Genomic DNA, 14,886 nt, shown 5'->3' on the forward strand with positions numbered 1-14,886 from the left:
TATCACGGCGTCATTCGCCGGGCCGGTGATATCGCCGGTGGTGTCGATTTGCGACAACGCCTATTGGGCCGGTCTCGGTGCCAGAGTTGCCGGTGTGACTGAAACCCGCGTCAGACCATTGCGCGGCGGCCGGTCAGCGCGCGGCCCAGGGTCAGCTCGTCGGCGAATTCCAGGTCGCCGCCCATCGGCAACCCGGACGCGATCCGGCTCACGGTCAGGCCGGGGATATCGCGCAGCATCCGCACCAAGTAGGTGGCCGTCGCCTCGCCCTCGGTGTTGGGGTCGGTGGCAATGATCACCTCGGTGATATCCACGCCGTCGACCTGTTCACCGATCCGGTTGAGCAACTCGCGGATCCGTAACTGGTCGGGCCCGACACCGGACAACGGGTCCAATGCTCCGCCCAAAACGTGGTAGCGCCCGCGGAATTCGCGGGTGCGCTCGACGGCCTGCACATCCTTCGGCTCTTCGACGACACAGACCTGCGAGCCGTCCCGGCGCGGATCGGCGCAGATGCGGCAACGCTCGTCGTCGGAGACGTTGCCGCACACCGAACAGAACCGCACCCCGTTGCGAACCTTGGCCAGCACCGCGGTGAGCCGGTCGATGTCCGGCGGCTCGACCGACAACAGATGAAAAGCGATGCGCTGCGCACTTTTAGGACCGATACCCGGCAGCTTGCCGAGCTCGTCGATCAGATCCTGGACCGGTCCTTCAAACACCCAGCGCGCCGCCGCCCATGCCACCGGCCAGCGGACCCAGCTGCTCTTGGGCCAGGGTCGCGACCTGCTTGGCGGCATCGGAAAGCGCGCCGACGATCAAGTCCTGCAGCGTCTCGACGTCGTCGGGGTCGACGACCTTGGGATCGATCTTGACCGAAACGACCTCGCCGCTGCCCTTGACGGTGACCTCGACCAGACCGCCGCCGGCCTCTCCGTGGACCTCGGAGCTGATGAGTCGCTGCTGGGCAGCCATCAGCTCTTGCTGCATCTGCTGTGCCTGGGCGAGCAAGGCCGACATGTCGGGCTGGCCTCCGGGTTGCATGACAGTCCCCTTGCGTCTTGGTCTCGACTTGGTTTCGCCTGCGCGGTGCGGGCGGTTCAGAGTTCCAAGCGTAGACGGCGCCGGGCTAACGTGGCGCCGTGCGTATACCTCATCGCCTGCGTGTCGGGGCTCCTGCGGTGCTGGCGGCGGTCGGCCTCCTGGCGCTCGTCGCCGTCGCACCGGTACCACCCCCGAGCGCCATCGCGGCACCCGGCGGCATCGCCGGCATGATCGTGTTCCTCGATCCCGGTCACAACGGCGCCAACGATGCTTCCATCAGCCGCCAGGTGCCCACCGGTCGCGGCGGCACCAAGGACTGCCAAGCCAGCGGAACCTCGACCAACGGCGGCTACTCGGAGCACACCTTCACCTGGGACACCACGCTGCGCATCCGCGCCGCGCTCAACGCCATGGGGGCGCGCACGGCCATGTCGCGCGGCGACGACTCCACGGTCGGCCCATGCGTCGACCAGCGCGCCGCGATGGCCAACGCGCTGCACCCGAACGCGATCGTCAGCATCCACGCCGACGGTGGTCCCCCCGGCGGGCGAGGTTTCCACGTCAACTATTCGGCGCCGCCGCTCAACCAGGCCCAGGCCGGGCCCGCGGTGCAGTTCGCCCGCGTCATGCGCGACCAGATGCAGGCCTCAGGTATCCCGCCGGCCAGCTACATCGGCCAGGACGGCCTGTACGGGCGCTCGGATCTGGCCGGGCTGAACCTGGCGCAGTATCCGTCCGTCCTGGTCGAGTGCGGCAACATGAAGAATCCCGCCGACTCGGCGTTGATGGAGAGCCCGGAGGGCCGGCAGAAGTATGCCGACGCCGTCGCCAGGGGCGTCGCCGCCTTCCTGGGTGGCCAACCCGCGGTGCACTAGGCCGATTGCCCGGCTCCTCCTCATCGCGCTGCGCGCTCTGCATCGTCGCCGGGCTAGCTTTCGAGTTCCCGCTTCAGGTTGGCCAGCACCTCGGCTTGAATCTTCTTCAGCCCGAGCGGCGCGAACGTCTTCTCGAAAAAGCCCTTCACCCCACCGGCACCCGTCCACGTCGTGGTGACGGTGACGCTCGAACCGGCTCCGGCAGGAGCCACCGTCCAGTTGGTCACCATCGTCGAGTTGGCGTCTTTCTCGATGACGGCGTGGCCGGCGACGTCGACGTTGGCCCGCACGTCGCGGACGCGGGATTCGGTGGCCTGCAGCTTCCAGGCGGCGACGGTGCCTTGCCCCTGCCCGCCTTCGAGCACCTGGTAGTCGCGGTAATGCGAAGACAGGATCTTGGGCCGGACGTTTTGGTAGTCACCAACAGCGAACAGCACGGCTGCGGGGTCGGCATTGATCAGAATCGTGCTGGCTGCACTGACCTGTCCCATAAAGCGAAACTCCTCTGCGATTGACTGGTTGGCTAGCCGTTATCGATGCGGCGCGCGCCTAATTCGTTTTGCAGCAACTCCAGCGCCGCTTCTTCAGGATCCCGGCGGGGTGTCGACGCGTCCTCCTGGCCGGCTTCGGCGAGCATGCTCTCCTCTTCGGCCCGCTGATCCGGGTCCGCATCTGCGGTTGCTTCGGTCGGGGCGGATGCACGCGGCACCACCCTGCGGGCGGGGCGCTCGACCGGGCGCGGCGCGGCAGCCGGCCCTTCGGGTGCCGGACTCGCGACGCCGGGGTCGCACCGCACCCGCCAGTCGACGCCCAGGGCGTCTTTGAGGGCCTCGGCGATGACGTCGGCGTTGCGTTCCTCGCTCAGTCGCTTGGCCAGCGGCGCCGACTCGTGGCTGAGCACCAACGTGTTGCCTTCGACCGCACGGACGGTGGCACCGGCCAGCATGACCTCAGTAGTGCGGCTGCGCTGCCGGACCTTGTCGCGCACCGTCGGCCACAAGGTGCGGACTGCCGCCGCGCTCGGTTCGGCCGAGGCTGCCGCGGCCGGATTCTCTTCGGGCGCGCCGGGTTCCGGCGGGGCGGATTCCGGCGGGGCCGGTTCGGGTACCGGCGGGGCGGGCTCAGCGGCGGCAGCCGGCTCCGACTTGTCAGTGAGCGGAATGGACATGTCCAGCCTGGTCTCTATGCGCTCGAGGCGTTGTAGCAGAGCCGATTCGGCGTCACTGGCCGACGGCAGCAACAGCCGCGCGCAAATCACCTCGAGGAGCAGGCGCGGCGCCGTCGCGCCCCGCATCTCGGTCAAACCGGCGTGGACCACCTCGGCGTAGCGGGTGAGCGTTGCGCGACCCAACCGCGTCGCCTGCTCGCGCATGCGGTCCAGCACGTCTTCGGGCGCATCGACCACACCGCGGCTGGTGGCGTCTGGAACAGCTTGCAGCACAAGCAAATCGCGGAACCGCTCCAACATGTCGGTGGCAAACCGGCGCGGGTCGTGGCCGGCGTCGATCACCGATTCCACCGCCCCGAACAACGCCGCCGCATCCGCGGCGCCAAGCGCGTCGACGGCCTCGTCGATCAGCGCCACGTCGGTGGCGCCGAGCAAGCCCAGCGCACGCTGGTAGTTCACCCTGTTTCCGTCGGCGCCGGCCAGCAACTGATCAAGAACCGACAGTGTGTCGCGGGGTGAGCCGCCGCCGGCCCGGATCACCAGCGGGTAGACGGCGTCGTCGACGACCGCACCCTCCTGAGCGAGGATTCGTTCGACCAAGCCTCGCATGGTCTTGGGCGCGAGCAGCCGGAACGGGTAATGGTGGGTGCGCGACCGAATGGTGGTGAGCACCTTCTCCGGTTCGGTGGTGGCGAACACGAAGATGAGATGTTCGGGCGGCTCCTCGACGATCTTCAGCAACGCGTTGAACGCCTGCGGCGTCACCATGTGCGCCTCGTCGATGATGAAGATGCGGTAGCGGGATTCCGCCGGAGCGTAGAACGCCCGGTCACGCAATTCGCGCGCATCGTCGACGCCGTTGTGGCTGGCGGCGTCCAATTCGGTGACATCCAGGCTGCCCGGGCCGTTGGGGGCCAGCGCCACGCACGATGCGCAGACACCGCAGGGCGTCGCCGTCGGCCCCTGCTCGCAGTTCAGCGAGCGGGCCAGGATGCGCGCCGATGACGTCTTGCCGCAACCACGCGGGCCCGAGAACAGGTATGCGTGGTTGATCCGGCCCGCCGTCAATGCGGTGGACAGCGGCTCGGTGACGTGTTCCTGCCCCACCACCTCGGCGAAGGTCGCCGGTCGGTACTTGCGGTAGAGAGCCACGCTCAGCAGGCTACCCAGCCGGGGTGACGACGGCTCGGCTGGCCGTCGAGTGTGAATTTGCGTACTCGAATGTGAGCGTTGAGCGGGATTTCTTGCGGGTTCCCGCCCTCAGCTCACACTCGAACCGTCCGCGCGCGCGAGCAGCGACTCGCTCGCGGCCAGCAACGCGCTCGTCGCCAGCCCGTCGATCGCATCGTGCAGATCGGACACCGGCGGAAAGGTCGGCGCGATCCGGATGTTCTTGTCGTCCGGGTCTTTCCGGTACGGGAACGATGCGCCCGCGTCGGTGACGGCGATGCCGGCGTCCTTGGCCAACGCGACCGTGCGCCGCGCCGTACCGGGCAGCACGTCCAGGCTGATGAAGTAGCCGCCCTCGGGCTCGTTCCAGGAGGCGATCTTGGATTCGCTCAGGCGCTTGTCCAAGATCTCCAGTGCCAACGCGAATTTGGGCGCGAGCAGTTGCTGGTGACGCAGCATCTGCAGGCGCACGCCGTCGGCGTCGCCGAAGAAGCGTAGGTGCCTCAGCTGGTTCACCTTGTCCGGTCCGATCGACTTCTTACCGGCGTACTGCAGGTACCAGGCGATGTTGCCCAAAGATCCCCCGAAGAAGCTGACGCCACCCCCGGCGAAAGTGATCTTCGACGTCGAGGCGAAGACGTACGGCCGGTTGGGGTTGCCGGCGGCGGCGGCCAGGCCCAGCACATCGATCTGACGGGGGAAGTCCAGCGTGAGGGTGTGCACCGCGTAGGCGTTGTCCCAGAACAACCGGAAATCATCGGCGGCCGTACGCATTTGAACGAGCCGTCGGACCGTCTCCCACGAGTAGCTCAGCCCGGTGGGGTTGGCGAACACCGGGACCGCCCACAAGCCTTTGATGGCCGGGTCGACGGCGACCAGCTCTTCGATCAGGTCGACGTCCGGACCGTCCTCGCGCATCGGGATCGGGATCATCTCGATGCCGAGGGTTTCGGTGATGGCGAAGTGCCGGTCGTAGCCGGGCACCGGACACAGGAACTTGATCCCGTCTTGCTCGCGTACCCAGGCCCGCGGCGAGTCCACGCCGCCGTACAGCATCGAAAAGACGATGACGTCGTGCATCAGCTCGAGGCTGGCGTTGTTGCCGGCGATCAGGTTCTGCACCGGAATGCCGAGCAGCTCGCCGAAGATGGCCCGCAGTTCGGGCAGGCCGTGCTGCCCGCCGTAGTTGCGGGTGTCGGTGCCTTCACCGTCGCGGTAGTCAGACCCGGGCAGACTCAGCAGCGCGCTCGAGAGATCGAGCTGCTCGGTGCACGGCTTTCCGCGAGTGAGGTCGAGGGCCAGCTTCTTGGATTGCAGCTCGGCGTAGTCCTGCTGATGGCGGGCATGCAGTGCCTCCAGGTCGGTACGGCCTAGGGAGCTGAACGAGCCGTACGACACCATCCGCCTTTCACAGTGAGTGTGATTAGGGACCCCGCGCACCCGCCAGAGCCCATTGACCCTTGCTGCCTTCCGGCCCTGGGGGAGTTCACAGGATAGACGCCACGCGGGGTCCTCCGAGAGTCTAGTACCCGGGCTCGGTGTGATCGCCCGAAGACCCTGACCTCGGTTTGACTGCCCGGCTCCTCCTCAGGCCGTTCCGGCCTGCATCGTCGCCGAGCGGCGCTCGGCTACCATGGCCGACGGAGGATTCGCCTAGTGGCCTATGGCGCTCGCCTGGAACGCGGGTTGGGTTAACAGCCCTCGCGGGTTCAAATCCCGCATCCTCCGCACTTAGTCCGGGTGTGACCAGGCCCGGGTTGATAGGGTCTGGTCGCTTCCGGATTACCAGCTCGAGGAGGGGCATGGGACGCAGGGCCGCCACTTTCTGGCACGCGACGTCATCGGTCGCCGCCGGCGTCCTCTACTTCTTCTTCGTGCTGCCGCGGTGGCCCGAGCTGATGGGTGACACCTCACATGCACTGGGGACGGCCGCACGGATAGTCGCCGGCGTGGTGATCGCGCTGGCCGCACTCCCGGTGGTGTTCACGCTGCTGCGGTCGCGCAAGCCGGAGTTCGGTACGCCCGCCCTGGCGTTGTCGCTGCAGACCTGGTCGGTCGTCGCGCATGTGCTGGCCGGCGTATTGATCGTCGGCACGGCGATCAGTGAGATCTGGTTGAGCCTGGACAACGTCGGTCAGTGGCTGTTCGGCGTTTACGGCGCCGCGGCCGCGATCGCGGTGCTCGGCATCTTCGCGTTCTACCTCTCGTCTGTCGCCGAGCTGCCGCCTCCGCCGCCGAAACCGCTGAAGCCCAAGAAAGAGAAGAAGCAACGCCGACGCCGCCGCAGCAAGGATGGCGAGACCGAAGACAGCGCGGCCGCCGACGAAACCGACGAAGCCGTAAACGCTGACGAAGCCGAGGCCGTGGCGGCTGACGACGAAGCCGAGAGTCCCGAGGTCGAGTCGGCTGCGGTGGAATCCGAGGCCCCGGCCACCGAGGCCACCGAAGCCACCGAGGACACCGAGGACACCGCCGACACCGCCGAAGCCGATTCATCGGGTGGACTACGCAATCGGCGGCCGACCGGAAAAGGATCACATCGGCTTCGGCGTTCGCGCCGCAGCATCGCTGTCGACGAGTGAGCCGTCCAGCGCATCTATGCTGAGCGAGTGCCAAACACTTATCGCGTAGTTCAGTGGAACACCGGAAACGTCGGCAAGAGCTCCCTCAAATCGATCGCGGACAATCCGCTGCTCGAGCTGGTCGGGTGCTACGCCTGGTCGTCGGAGAAGGTCGGCCGCGACGCCGGTGAGCTGGTCGGCATCGCGCCACTCGGAGTGGCCGCCACCAACGACATCGATGCCCTGCTGGCACTGAAACCGGATTGCGTTGTCTACAACCCGATGTGGATCAACGTCGACGAGCTGGTCCGCATGCTGTCGGCAGGCGTCAACGTGGTCACCACGGCGTCATTCATCACCGGACGGAACCTGGGCGACGGCCGCGACCGGATCGTCAAAGCCTGCGATAAGGGCGGCTCGACGATGTTCGGCTCTGGCGTGAGCCCGGGCTTCGCCGAGCTGCTGGCCATCGTCTCGGCGATGGTGTGCAACCGGGTCGACAAGGTTACGGTCAACGAGGCTGCCGACACCACCTTCTACGACTCACCCGAAACCGAGAGGCCGGTCGGCTTCGGTCAGCCGATCGATCACCCGGACCTGCAGGCGATGGGCGCCAAGGGCACCGCTATTTTCGGCGAGGCCGTCCGGCTGGTGGGCGACGCACTGGGAATCGAACTCGACGATGTGCGCTGCGAAGCCGAATTCGCCCAAACCACAGCGGATCTCGAGATGACGTCGTGGACAATCCCCGCCGGATGTGTGGCCGGCGTCTACATCAGCTGGCAGGGAATTCTGGGCGGCAAGACCGTCATCGACCTCAATGTCCGGTGGCGCAAAGGTCAGACGCTCGAACCGGACTGGAAGATCGACGGGGATGGCTGGGTCATCCAAGTCGACGGGCAGCCGACGGTGACCACCAAGGTCGGCTTCCTGCCGCCACCGTATTTCGAGGCCACCACGATCGAGGAATTCATGGACCTCGGGCACATCATGACCGCGGTGCCCGCCATCAATGCGATTCCCGCTGTGGTTGCCGCGGCGCCGGGCATCGCGACCTACGCCGATTTGCCTTTGACGCTGCCGCGAGGGTTCGTCAAAACCTAACGGGCGGGGATGTTCTGCAGCTTGCCCTGAAGGTCGGGGCAGTACTGGGCAATGGCACTACCCAGGAACTGGTACGTCTGTACCTGGGTGGTGCCCCGGGGAAGGTTGATGGAGAGGAAATGCGCGGATGCCGCGGCGTCTGGGTCGACACCTACGGCCAGTCGGTGGCAGGTGATCTTGGCGATGTACGGGTTGAAGTCGTGTGGCCCGTAGATGCCGAATCGGCCGAGCTGGTTGTCGAAATCGGTGTCCGGGTCGGCGAATGCCGGCGTCGACAGGCTGATTGCCGCGGCCATGGCGGCGACCGCAACACCCACAAGCTTCATGGGCCGGATATTACCTTTGTTGATTCTGCGTCCGCTCATCGTCACCGATCTCCTTCCACCCGCCGAGCCACCCGCCCGGGCTCGCGCTACGGTCTTGAACAACCGCCGTGCCCAGTTTCTTTCTGGTCGCCTATTCAGATTAGAGTAGCTAAGGTTACACACAGGCTAATTAGTTGAGCCCCCTTCGCCCCTGGTTAAGGAATTGGAAGAAGCGCCCATGACGACCACCGAGCCGAGGACCGAGCCGTTGGCGACCCAGGGTCACGGTGGCAGCGCCGAGAACGCCGCTCGGCGGCCGGTCAAACGGAGGCCACTTTACGGATTCCTTTCCAGGTTCTGGCTCGTGCTGCTCATCGGGGCCGTGGTCGTGCTGTCCGGATTCGTCGTGCATAGGCTGCATAACATCTTCGGTGTTCACAGCGGTTCGTTCGGTGGCGGCACGTCGGGCGAGGTCCTCGACCAGTTCAACGCCAAGACGATCACACTCGAGGTGTGGGGCTCACCGGGCAGCACGGCAACGATCAACTACCTCGACGAGAACTCCCATCCGCAGCAGGCCCTCAACGTGCCGTTGCCCTGGAGCAAAGTATTGAGTTCGACGAAACCCGGCATCCCGGCCAACCTGGTAGCGCAAGGAGACGGCAGTTGGATCGCCTGCCAATTCGTCGTGAACAAGCACGACGGGAGCGGTGACGTCATCAAGACTCCGAATCACTCGCCCCCGAACGAAAACGTCAATGCCTTCGTCTATTGCCTGGACAAGTCCGCGTGAGCGAGACCACCGAGGCTGCGCGACGCGTCGACCAGCCGTTGATCCCGCCGTTCCTGCCGCGGATGATCCACCGGCTGGCGCTGCCGATCGTCCTGGTGTGGCTGGGCATTGTCTTCGTCACCAATACCGTGGCTCCGCAGCTGGAGGTCGTCTCCAAGAACCACTCGGTGTCGCAGAGCCCGAAAGATGCAACATCCTTCCAGTCGATGATGCGCGTCGGAAAAACATTCAACGAGTTCAGTTCCGACAGCTCAGCGATGGTCCTCCTGGAGGGCGACAAGCCGCTAGGGGCGGAAGCGCACCGCTATTACGACGAGATCGTCAAGCGACTCGAGCAAGACAAGAAACACGTTCAGCACATCCAGGATTTCTGGAGTGATCCGCTGACTGCCGCGGGCTCCCAGAGCCACGACCAAAAGGCCGCGTACGTCCAGGTCTACCTCGCCGGCAACATGGGCGGCGGTTTGTCCACCGAGTCCACCGAGGCCGTCCGCAAGATCGTGGACTCGGTGCCCGCGCCGCCGGGAATCAAGGCCTACGTCACCGGCGCGGGTCCGCTGATCGCCGATCAGTCCCACGCGGGTGAGAAAGGCGTCGCGAAGGTCACCCTGGTGACCATCTTGGTGATCATCGTGATGCTGCTTATCGTCTACCGGTCGGTGAGCACCGTGTTGATCATGCTGACCATGGTGTTCATCGAGTTGGCAGCGGCCCGCGGAGTCGTCGCGACGCTCGGTAACTACGGCTTCATGGGGCTTTCCACGTTCGCCAACAACATGCTGGTGCTGTTGGCGATCGCCGCCGGAACGGACTACGCGATCTTCGTGGTCGGCCGCTATCACGAGGCCCGTGGTCTGGGTGAGACGCGTGAAGAGGCGTTCTACACGATGTTCCACAGCACCGCGCACGTCGTGCTGGGGTCCGGGCTGACCATCGCCGGCGCGATGTATTGCTTGAGCTTCTGCCGATTGCCGTATTTCGAGTCGCTGGGCGTGCCCTGTGCGGTCGGGATGCTGGTCGCGGTCTTCGGGGCGTTGACGTTGGGCCCGGCGGTGCTGACGGTGGCCAGTTTCTTCAAGCTCCTGGATCCGAAGCGAAAACTGCAGACCCAGGGCTGGCGTCGCATCGGCACCGCGATCGTGCGTTGGCCCGCACCGGTTCTCGCGGTCACGATCGCGATCGCGCTGGTCGGTCTGCTCGCTCTGCCCGGCTACAAAACGGACTACGACACCCGCCACTTCCTGCCGCCCGACACCCCGGCCAACGTCGGTTACGCCGCCGCCGACCGGCATTTCAATCAGGCCCGGTTGAATCCCGAGCTGTTGATGATCGAGACGGATCACGACTTGCGTAACTCAGCCGACTTCCTGGTCCTGGACAAGGTTGCCAAAGCTGTGTTCCGCATCCCGGGTATCGGCCGGGTGCAGACCATCACCCGGCCGCTGGGCACGCCGCTCGACCACAGCACCCTCGGTTTTCAGATGGGCGCGCAAGCCGCGGGCCGGATCCAGACCCAGCACTACCAAGAAGAGCAGGCGAAGAACCTGCTGAAGCAGGCTGACGAGCTCCGGAAAACGATGGCAACCCTGCATGAGCAGATGCAGGTGACCCAGGATCTCAGCAACACCACGCACGAGACCACGCTGCTAACAAAAGAAACGATGAAGATCACCGAGGCACTGCGAGACGACATCGCTGTCTTCGATGACTTCTTCCGGCCAATTCGTAGCTTCTTCTACTGGGAGAAACACTGCTACGACATCCCGGCCTGCTGGTCGCTGCGATCCATCTTCAACGCGCTCGACGGCATCGACCAAGTGACTGAGAACATTGAGGGACTCAGCGCGAATATCGATAAACTAGACAAGATTCAGCCGAAGCTGGTGGCGCTGATACCGCCACAGATCGAAAGCCAGCAGCACAACCTTGACACCATCATGTCGAACTACGCGACGACCAAGGGTCTCAACGACCAGGCAAAAGCGCAGTCCGACAACGCCACTGCCCAGGGCGATGCGTTCGACAAAGCGAAGAACGACGACACGTTCTATCTTCCACCGGAGGCGTTCAAGAGCCCGGATTTCGCCCGCGGTCTCAAGCAGTTCATGTCGCCCGACGGCCATGCTGTCCGGTTGATCATCTCGCACGAAGGCGACCCGGCGACCCCTGAAGGCATCAGCCACATCGAGCCGATCAAGCAGGCCGTGCACGAGGCGATAAAAGGTACGCCCTGGGAGGGCTCCAAGGTCTACCTGGGTGGCACCGCGGCGACGTACAAGGACATGCACGACGGCTCCAACATCGACCTGTTGATCGCCGGAATTGCCGCTGCCACATTGATTTTCGTCATCATGCTGGTCATCACCCGAAGCGTCGTGGCGGCCTTCGTGATCGTCGGTACCGTGCTGCTCTCGCTGGGCGCCTCATTCGGGCTCTCCGTGCTTCTCTGGCAGTACATCCTCGGGATGAAGCTGCACTGGATGGTGCTGGCGATGGCGATCATCCTGCTGTTGGCGGTCGGTTCGGACTACAACCTGCTGCTGATATCGCGGTTCAAGGAAGAAATTCACGCCGGGCTCAAGACCGGCACGATTCGCGCAATGGCCGGGTCGGGTTCGGTGGTGACCTCTGCCGGTTTGGTGTTCGCCGCCACCATGGCCACGTTCGCCTTCAGTCCGCTGAAGGTGATGGCCCAGGTGGGTACCACGATCGCGCTGGGTCTGTTGTTCGACACCCTGATCGTGCGGTCGTTCATGACACCGTCGCTGGCAACCTTGCTCGGGCGCTGGTTCTGGTGGCCGCAGCACGTGCGTCCGCGCCCGGCCAGTGTCATGCTCCAGCCGTACGGATCGCGTCCGGCGGTGCGCGAGCTGATCCACCGCGACACCCAAGACGACACCGATGCCGGAGTGGTCCAAAAAGTCTAGTTGCTGGTGGCTTTCGGCAACGGCGCGGTCTCGGCGTTCTCCGGCTCGCCGAAACTGGTGCCGAGCAAAGAGCGCACCGACGGGCGGGACCCACTGGGCCGCAGCATCGTGCTGGCCGGCCGGGGCCGTACCGGAATCGGCCACCAGAACCAGCGTCCGAGCAGTGCGGCGATGGACGGCGTCATGAACGAGCGGACCACCAACGTGTCGAACAGCAGACCAAGACCGATGGTGGTGCCCACCTGCCCGATGATGCGCAGGTCGCTGACCACCATCGATGCCATCGTGAACGCGAACACCAGGCCGGCGGATGTCACCACCTTGCCGGTACTGCCCATGGCCCGGATGATCCCGGTTTTCAGCCCGGCGGGGATCTCCTCTTTCAACCGGGATACCAGCAGCAGGTTGTAATCGGACCCGACCGCCAGCAAGACGATCACCGACATCGCCAGCACCATCCAATGCAGTTTGATGCCAAGGAAGTACTGCCAGACCAGCACGGACAGGCCGAACGACGCACCCAGTGATATCGCCACCGTGCCCACGATCACGAAAGCCGCGATGAGGCTTCGGGTGATGATCAGCATGATGATGAAAATCAGGCAGAGCGAACCGATTCCGGCAATCCAGAGGTCGTACTTGGAGCCGTCCTTCCAGTCCTTGAAGGTGGCCGCGGTGCCGGCGAGATAGATCTTGGCGTCTTCCAGCGGAGTGCCCTTGAGCGACTCCTCGGCGGCCTGCCGGATCGAGTCGACGCGCGCGATGCCCTCCGGCGATGCGGGATCACCGCGATGCGAGATGATCAATCGAACGGCCTTGCCGTCGGGCGAGAAGAAGTTGTTCAACGCTCGCTTGAAGTCCTTGTTCTGAAAGACTTCTGGCGGCAGATAGAACGAGTCGTCATTTTTCGCCTGATCGAACGCGTGCCCCATCGCGTTCGCATTGGAGCTCATGTCATCCATCTGGTTGAAGATCCCGGACATGGTGCTGTGCATGGTCAGCATCATGGTGCGCATCGATTCCATGCTGTCGATCATCGGCGGGAACTCCGCGATCAACTGCGGCATCAAGGCGTCGAGCTGACTGAAGTCGTTGGTCAATATCTGGAACTTCTCGTCGATCTCGTCAACACCGTCAACGGCTTCGAAGACCGATCGCAGCGAGTAACAGATCGGGATGTCGTAGCAGTGCTTTTCCCAATAGAAGTAACTACGGATCGGCCGCCAGGTGTCCTCGAAGTTGGCGATGTCATCCCGCAATTCCTCGGTGACCGCCTGCATCTCCTTGGTCTCGCCGATCATCTTGTGGGTGATGTTGTTGAGCTCCACCATGTGGCCGTACATCCGCCTCATCCGATTCATGGTTTCTTCGAGCTCGTCGGCCTGCTTGAGCATGTCGTCCATGCGAGCCTTCTGAAACTTCATCGTCTGCACCTGCCCGGCGTTCTGCATGCTGAGCTGGAACGGAATCGAGGTGTGCTCCATCGCCGTCCCCTCGGGGCGGGTAATCGCTTGCACCCGTGAGATTCCGGGAACGCGGAAGATGCCTTTGGCCAGTTTGTCGAGGACGAGGAAGTCGGCCGGATCGCGCAGATCATGGTTGGCCTCGACCATCATCACTTCCGGCATCAGCCGAGCCTGCGAGAAGTGCCGCTCGGCGGCGTCGTATCCCTTGTTGGCGGCGATGTCGTGCGGGATGTACAGCCGGTCGTTGTAACTGGTCTGGTATCCCGGCAAAGTCAGCAAACCGATCAGTGCGACGCCACACGCCGCGGCGAGAATGGGCAACGGCCAGCGGACGACGGCGGTGCCGATCCGGCGCCAGCCACGCGTCTTGATCCGCCGCCGGGGGTCGAACAAGCCGAAGCGACCGCCCACCACGATGACGGCCGGAACCAGTGTCAGCGCGACGGCGACCGCGACGATCATGCCCACCGCGCATGGCACACCGATGGTTTGAAAGTAAGGCATCCGGCAGAAGCTCAAACAGAAGGTGGCACCCGCGATCGTCAAGCCGGAAGCCAGCACCACATGGGCGACACCGTGATACGTGGTGTAGAACGCGGTTTCGCGATCTTCGCCATTCTGGCGCGCCTCTTGATAGCGGCCGAAAAAGAAAATGGCGTAGTCGGTGCCCGCGGCAATTCCCAGCGATACCAACAGGTTAACGGCGAAAGTGGAGAGTCCGATGAGCTGGTGGTAGCCGAGGAAAGCGACCATGCCTCTGGCCGCGGTCAATTCGACGAAGACCGTGAACAGCAGGACCGCCACTGTCCGGACGGACCGGTACACCAGAAGCAGCATGGTAAAGATCACCAGCATGGTCACCACGGTGATCTTGACCAGCGTGCTGTCGCCACTGTGGTGCATGTCCGACACCAACGCCGACGGGCCGGTCACGTAGGTCGTCACGCCCTTTGGCGCGGGTGTTCGGTCCACGATCTTCCGGACGGCTGCTATCGACTGCTCCGCCAGCGTGGTGCCCTGGTTGCCCGCGAGGTTGAGTTGGACGTATACCGCTTTGCCGTCGGGGCTTTGGGCGCCCGGGGCCGTGAGCGGATCGCCCCAGAAGTCCTGCACGTGCTGGATGTGCGCGGGATCTGCGCGCAGTTGCTTGATGATGCTGTCGTAGTAGTGGTGGGCGTCGTCCCCGAGCCGGTTGTCGCTTTCCAACACAAGCATCGCGAAATTGTCCGAATCGGATTCCTTGAATTTCTTGCCCGTTTCCTCCATCGCCTGCACCGACGGCGCATCTTTGGGGCTCAACGAGACCTGACGTTGTTCGGCGACTTTCTCCAGCGGTGGCACGGCCACGCTCATCACGACGATCAGTCCCAGCCACGCCAGGATGACGAGCACCGGAAACCGGTGGATCATCCGCGGGATCCTCGGCGGCTTGGTCTGTTCGGCGCCTGACCGGTGGTTGCTCATGCGCCCTTG

Annotated in this window: 12 protein-coding genes, 1 tRNA gene and 1 other RNA gene; 6 read left to right on the forward strand and 8 right to left on the reverse strand. The window is 64.4% G+C overall.

Features of this window, described 5'->3' with window-relative positions:
• Positions 1-110: 110 nt before the first annotated feature.
• Together recR and VGG53_RS17900 are read right to left on the reverse strand one after the other, a co-directional pair.
• Positions 111-722, reverse strand: coding sequence for a recombination mediator RecR (recR, locus tag VGG53_RS17895; RefSeq protein ID WP_331519423.1), 612 nt, complete (start codon positions 720-722; stop codon positions 111-113).
• Complete coding sequence (locus tag VGG53_RS17900) at positions 715-1,044, reverse strand: YbaB/EbfC family nucleoid-associated protein (RefSeq protein ID WP_331519424.1); 330 nt, start codon at positions 1,042-1,044, stop codon at positions 715-717. Before VGG53_RS17900 ends, recR begins: the two co-directional genes overlap by 8 nt.
• A 104-nt stretch (positions 1,045-1,148) precedes the next feature.
• Here VGG53_RS17900 and VGG53_RS17905 point away from each other — a divergent pair, with 104 nt between their 5' ends.
• Positions 1,149-1,919 carry an Rv3717 family N-acetylmuramoyl-L-alanine amidase gene (locus tag VGG53_RS17905; protein WP_331519480.1) on the forward strand — a complete coding sequence of 257 codons (771 nt, stop codon included), beginning with the start codon at positions 1,149-1,151 and terminating at the stop codon, positions 1,917-1,919.
• 53 nt (positions 1,920-1,972) lie between these two features.
• On the opposite strand, the gene VGG53_RS17910 is transcribed toward VGG53_RS17905, so the two are convergent.
• The 4 genes from VGG53_RS17910 to ffs all read right to left on the reverse strand — a co-directional run bounded on the left by VGG53_RS17910 (position 1,973) and on the right by ffs (position 5,773).
• Entirely contained in the window at positions 1,973-2,410 is a 438-nt protein-coding gene (locus VGG53_RS17910) for an SRPBCC family protein (protein WP_331519425.1), read from the reverse strand.
• 32 nt (positions 2,411-2,442) lie between these two features.
• The gene (locus VGG53_RS17915) at positions 2,443-4,239 is read right to left on the reverse strand and encodes a DNA polymerase III subunits gamma/tau (RefSeq protein ID WP_331519426.1); all 1,797 of its coding nucleotides are present in this window, start codon (positions 4,237-4,239) and stop codon (positions 2,443-2,445) included.
• Positions 4,240-4,347: 108 nt separating this feature from the next.
• Positions 4,348-5,658 (reverse strand): aminotransferase class I/II-fold pyridoxal phosphate-dependent enzyme, encoded by a 1,311-nt coding sequence (locus VGG53_RS17920; protein ID WP_331519427.1) that lies wholly within the window; start codon positions 5,656-5,658, stop codon positions 4,348-4,350.
• Between the two features lie 20 nt (positions 5,659-5,678).
• Positions 5,679-5,773: signal recognition particle sRNA small type (ffs, locus tag VGG53_RS17925), an RNA gene on the reverse strand.
• A 126-nt stretch (positions 5,774-5,899) separates the two neighbouring features.
• On the opposite strand from ffs, the gene VGG53_RS17930 reads away from it, so the two are divergent.
• The 3 genes from VGG53_RS17930 to VGG53_RS17940 all read left to right on the forward strand — a co-directional run bounded on the left by VGG53_RS17930 (position 5,900) and on the right by VGG53_RS17940 (position 7,922).
• Positions 5,900-5,985 (forward strand) — tRNA-Ser (locus VGG53_RS17930).
• A gap of 74 nt (positions 5,986-6,059) precedes the next feature.
• Positions 6,060-6,839 carry a hypothetical protein gene (locus VGG53_RS17935; protein WP_331519428.1) on the forward strand — a complete coding sequence of 260 codons (780 nt, stop codon included), beginning with the start codon at positions 6,060-6,062 and terminating at the stop codon, positions 6,837-6,839.
• Positions 6,840-6,866: 27 nt separating this feature from the next.
• A complete protein-coding gene (locus tag VGG53_RS17940) occupies positions 6,867-7,922 on the forward strand; it encodes a dihydrodipicolinate reductase (protein WP_331519429.1) in 1,056 nt (351 codons plus the stop codon).
• Here VGG53_RS17940 and VGG53_RS17945 read toward each other — a convergent pair.
• Positions 7,919-8,248 carry a DUF732 domain-containing protein gene (locus VGG53_RS17945; RefSeq protein WP_331519430.1) on the reverse strand — a complete coding sequence of 110 codons (330 nt, stop codon included), beginning with the start codon at positions 8,246-8,248 and terminating at the stop codon, positions 7,919-7,921. The two genes, VGG53_RS17940 and VGG53_RS17945, sit on opposite strands and share 4 nt — an antisense overlap.
• Positions 8,249-8,465: 217 nt before the next feature.
• Here VGG53_RS17945 and VGG53_RS17950 point away from each other — a divergent pair, with 217 nt between their 5' ends.
• Both VGG53_RS17950 and VGG53_RS17955 read left to right on the forward strand, forming a co-directional pair.
• On the forward strand, positions 8,466-9,020 hold the full coding sequence (locus VGG53_RS17950) for an MmpS family transport accessory protein (RefSeq protein ID WP_331519431.1): 555 nt from the start codon (positions 8,466-8,468) through the stop codon (positions 9,018-9,020).
• 62 nt (positions 9,021-9,082) lie between these two features.
• Positions 9,083-11,947 carry an MMPL family transporter gene (locus VGG53_RS17955; RefSeq protein ID WP_331519481.1) on the forward strand — a complete coding sequence of 955 codons (2,865 nt, stop codon included), beginning with the start codon at positions 9,083-9,085 and terminating at the stop codon, positions 11,945-11,947.
• Here VGG53_RS17955 and VGG53_RS17960 read toward each other — a convergent pair.
• Positions 11,944-14,877 carry an RND family transporter gene (locus VGG53_RS17960; protein WP_331519432.1) on the reverse strand — a complete coding sequence of 978 codons (2,934 nt, stop codon included), beginning with the start codon at positions 14,875-14,877 and terminating at the stop codon, positions 11,944-11,946. The genes VGG53_RS17955 and VGG53_RS17960 overlap by 4 nt on opposite strands.
• Positions 14,878-14,886 lie beyond the last annotated feature (9 nt).

Origin of the sequence: Mycobacterium sp., from assembly GCF_036490025.1 — a bacterium.
In the GTDB taxonomy this organism is placed as follows: Bacteria; Actinomycetota; Actinomycetes; order Mycobacteriales; family Mycobacteriaceae; genus Mycobacterium.

Excerpts from the sequence above, each read along its gene's own strand:
- VGG53_RS17900 (WP_331519424.1), bottom strand. The coding sequence starts at position 1,044 with ATGCAACCCGGAGGCCAGCCCGACATGTCGGCCTTGCTCGCCCAGGCA.
- VGG53_RS17910 (WP_331519425.1), bottom strand. The coding sequence starts at position 2,410 with ATGGGACAGGTCAGTGCAGCCAGCACGATTCTGATCAATGCCGACCCC.
- VGG53_RS17920 (WP_331519427.1), bottom strand. The coding sequence starts at position 5,658 with ATGGTGTCGTACGGCTCGTTCAGCTCCCTAGGCCGTACCGACCTGGAG.
- VGG53_RS17935 (WP_331519428.1), top strand. The coding sequence starts at position 6,060 with ATGGGACGCAGGGCCGCCACTTTCTGGCACGCGACGTCATCGGTCGCC.
- VGG53_RS17945 (WP_331519430.1), bottom strand. The coding sequence starts at position 8,248 with ATGAAGCTTGTGGGTGTTGCGGTCGCCGCCATGGCCGCGGCAATCAGC.
- VGG53_RS17950 (WP_331519431.1), top strand. The coding sequence starts at position 8,466 with ATGACGACCACCGAGCCGAGGACCGAGCCGTTGGCGACCCAGGGTCAC.
- VGG53_RS17955 (WP_331519481.1), top strand. The coding sequence starts at position 9,083 with ATGATCCACCGGCTGGCGCTGCCGATCGTCCTGGTGTGGCTGGGCATT.
- VGG53_RS17960 (WP_331519432.1), bottom strand. The coding sequence starts at position 14,877 with ATGAGCAACCACCGGTCAGGCGCCGAACAGACCAAGCCGCCGAGGATC.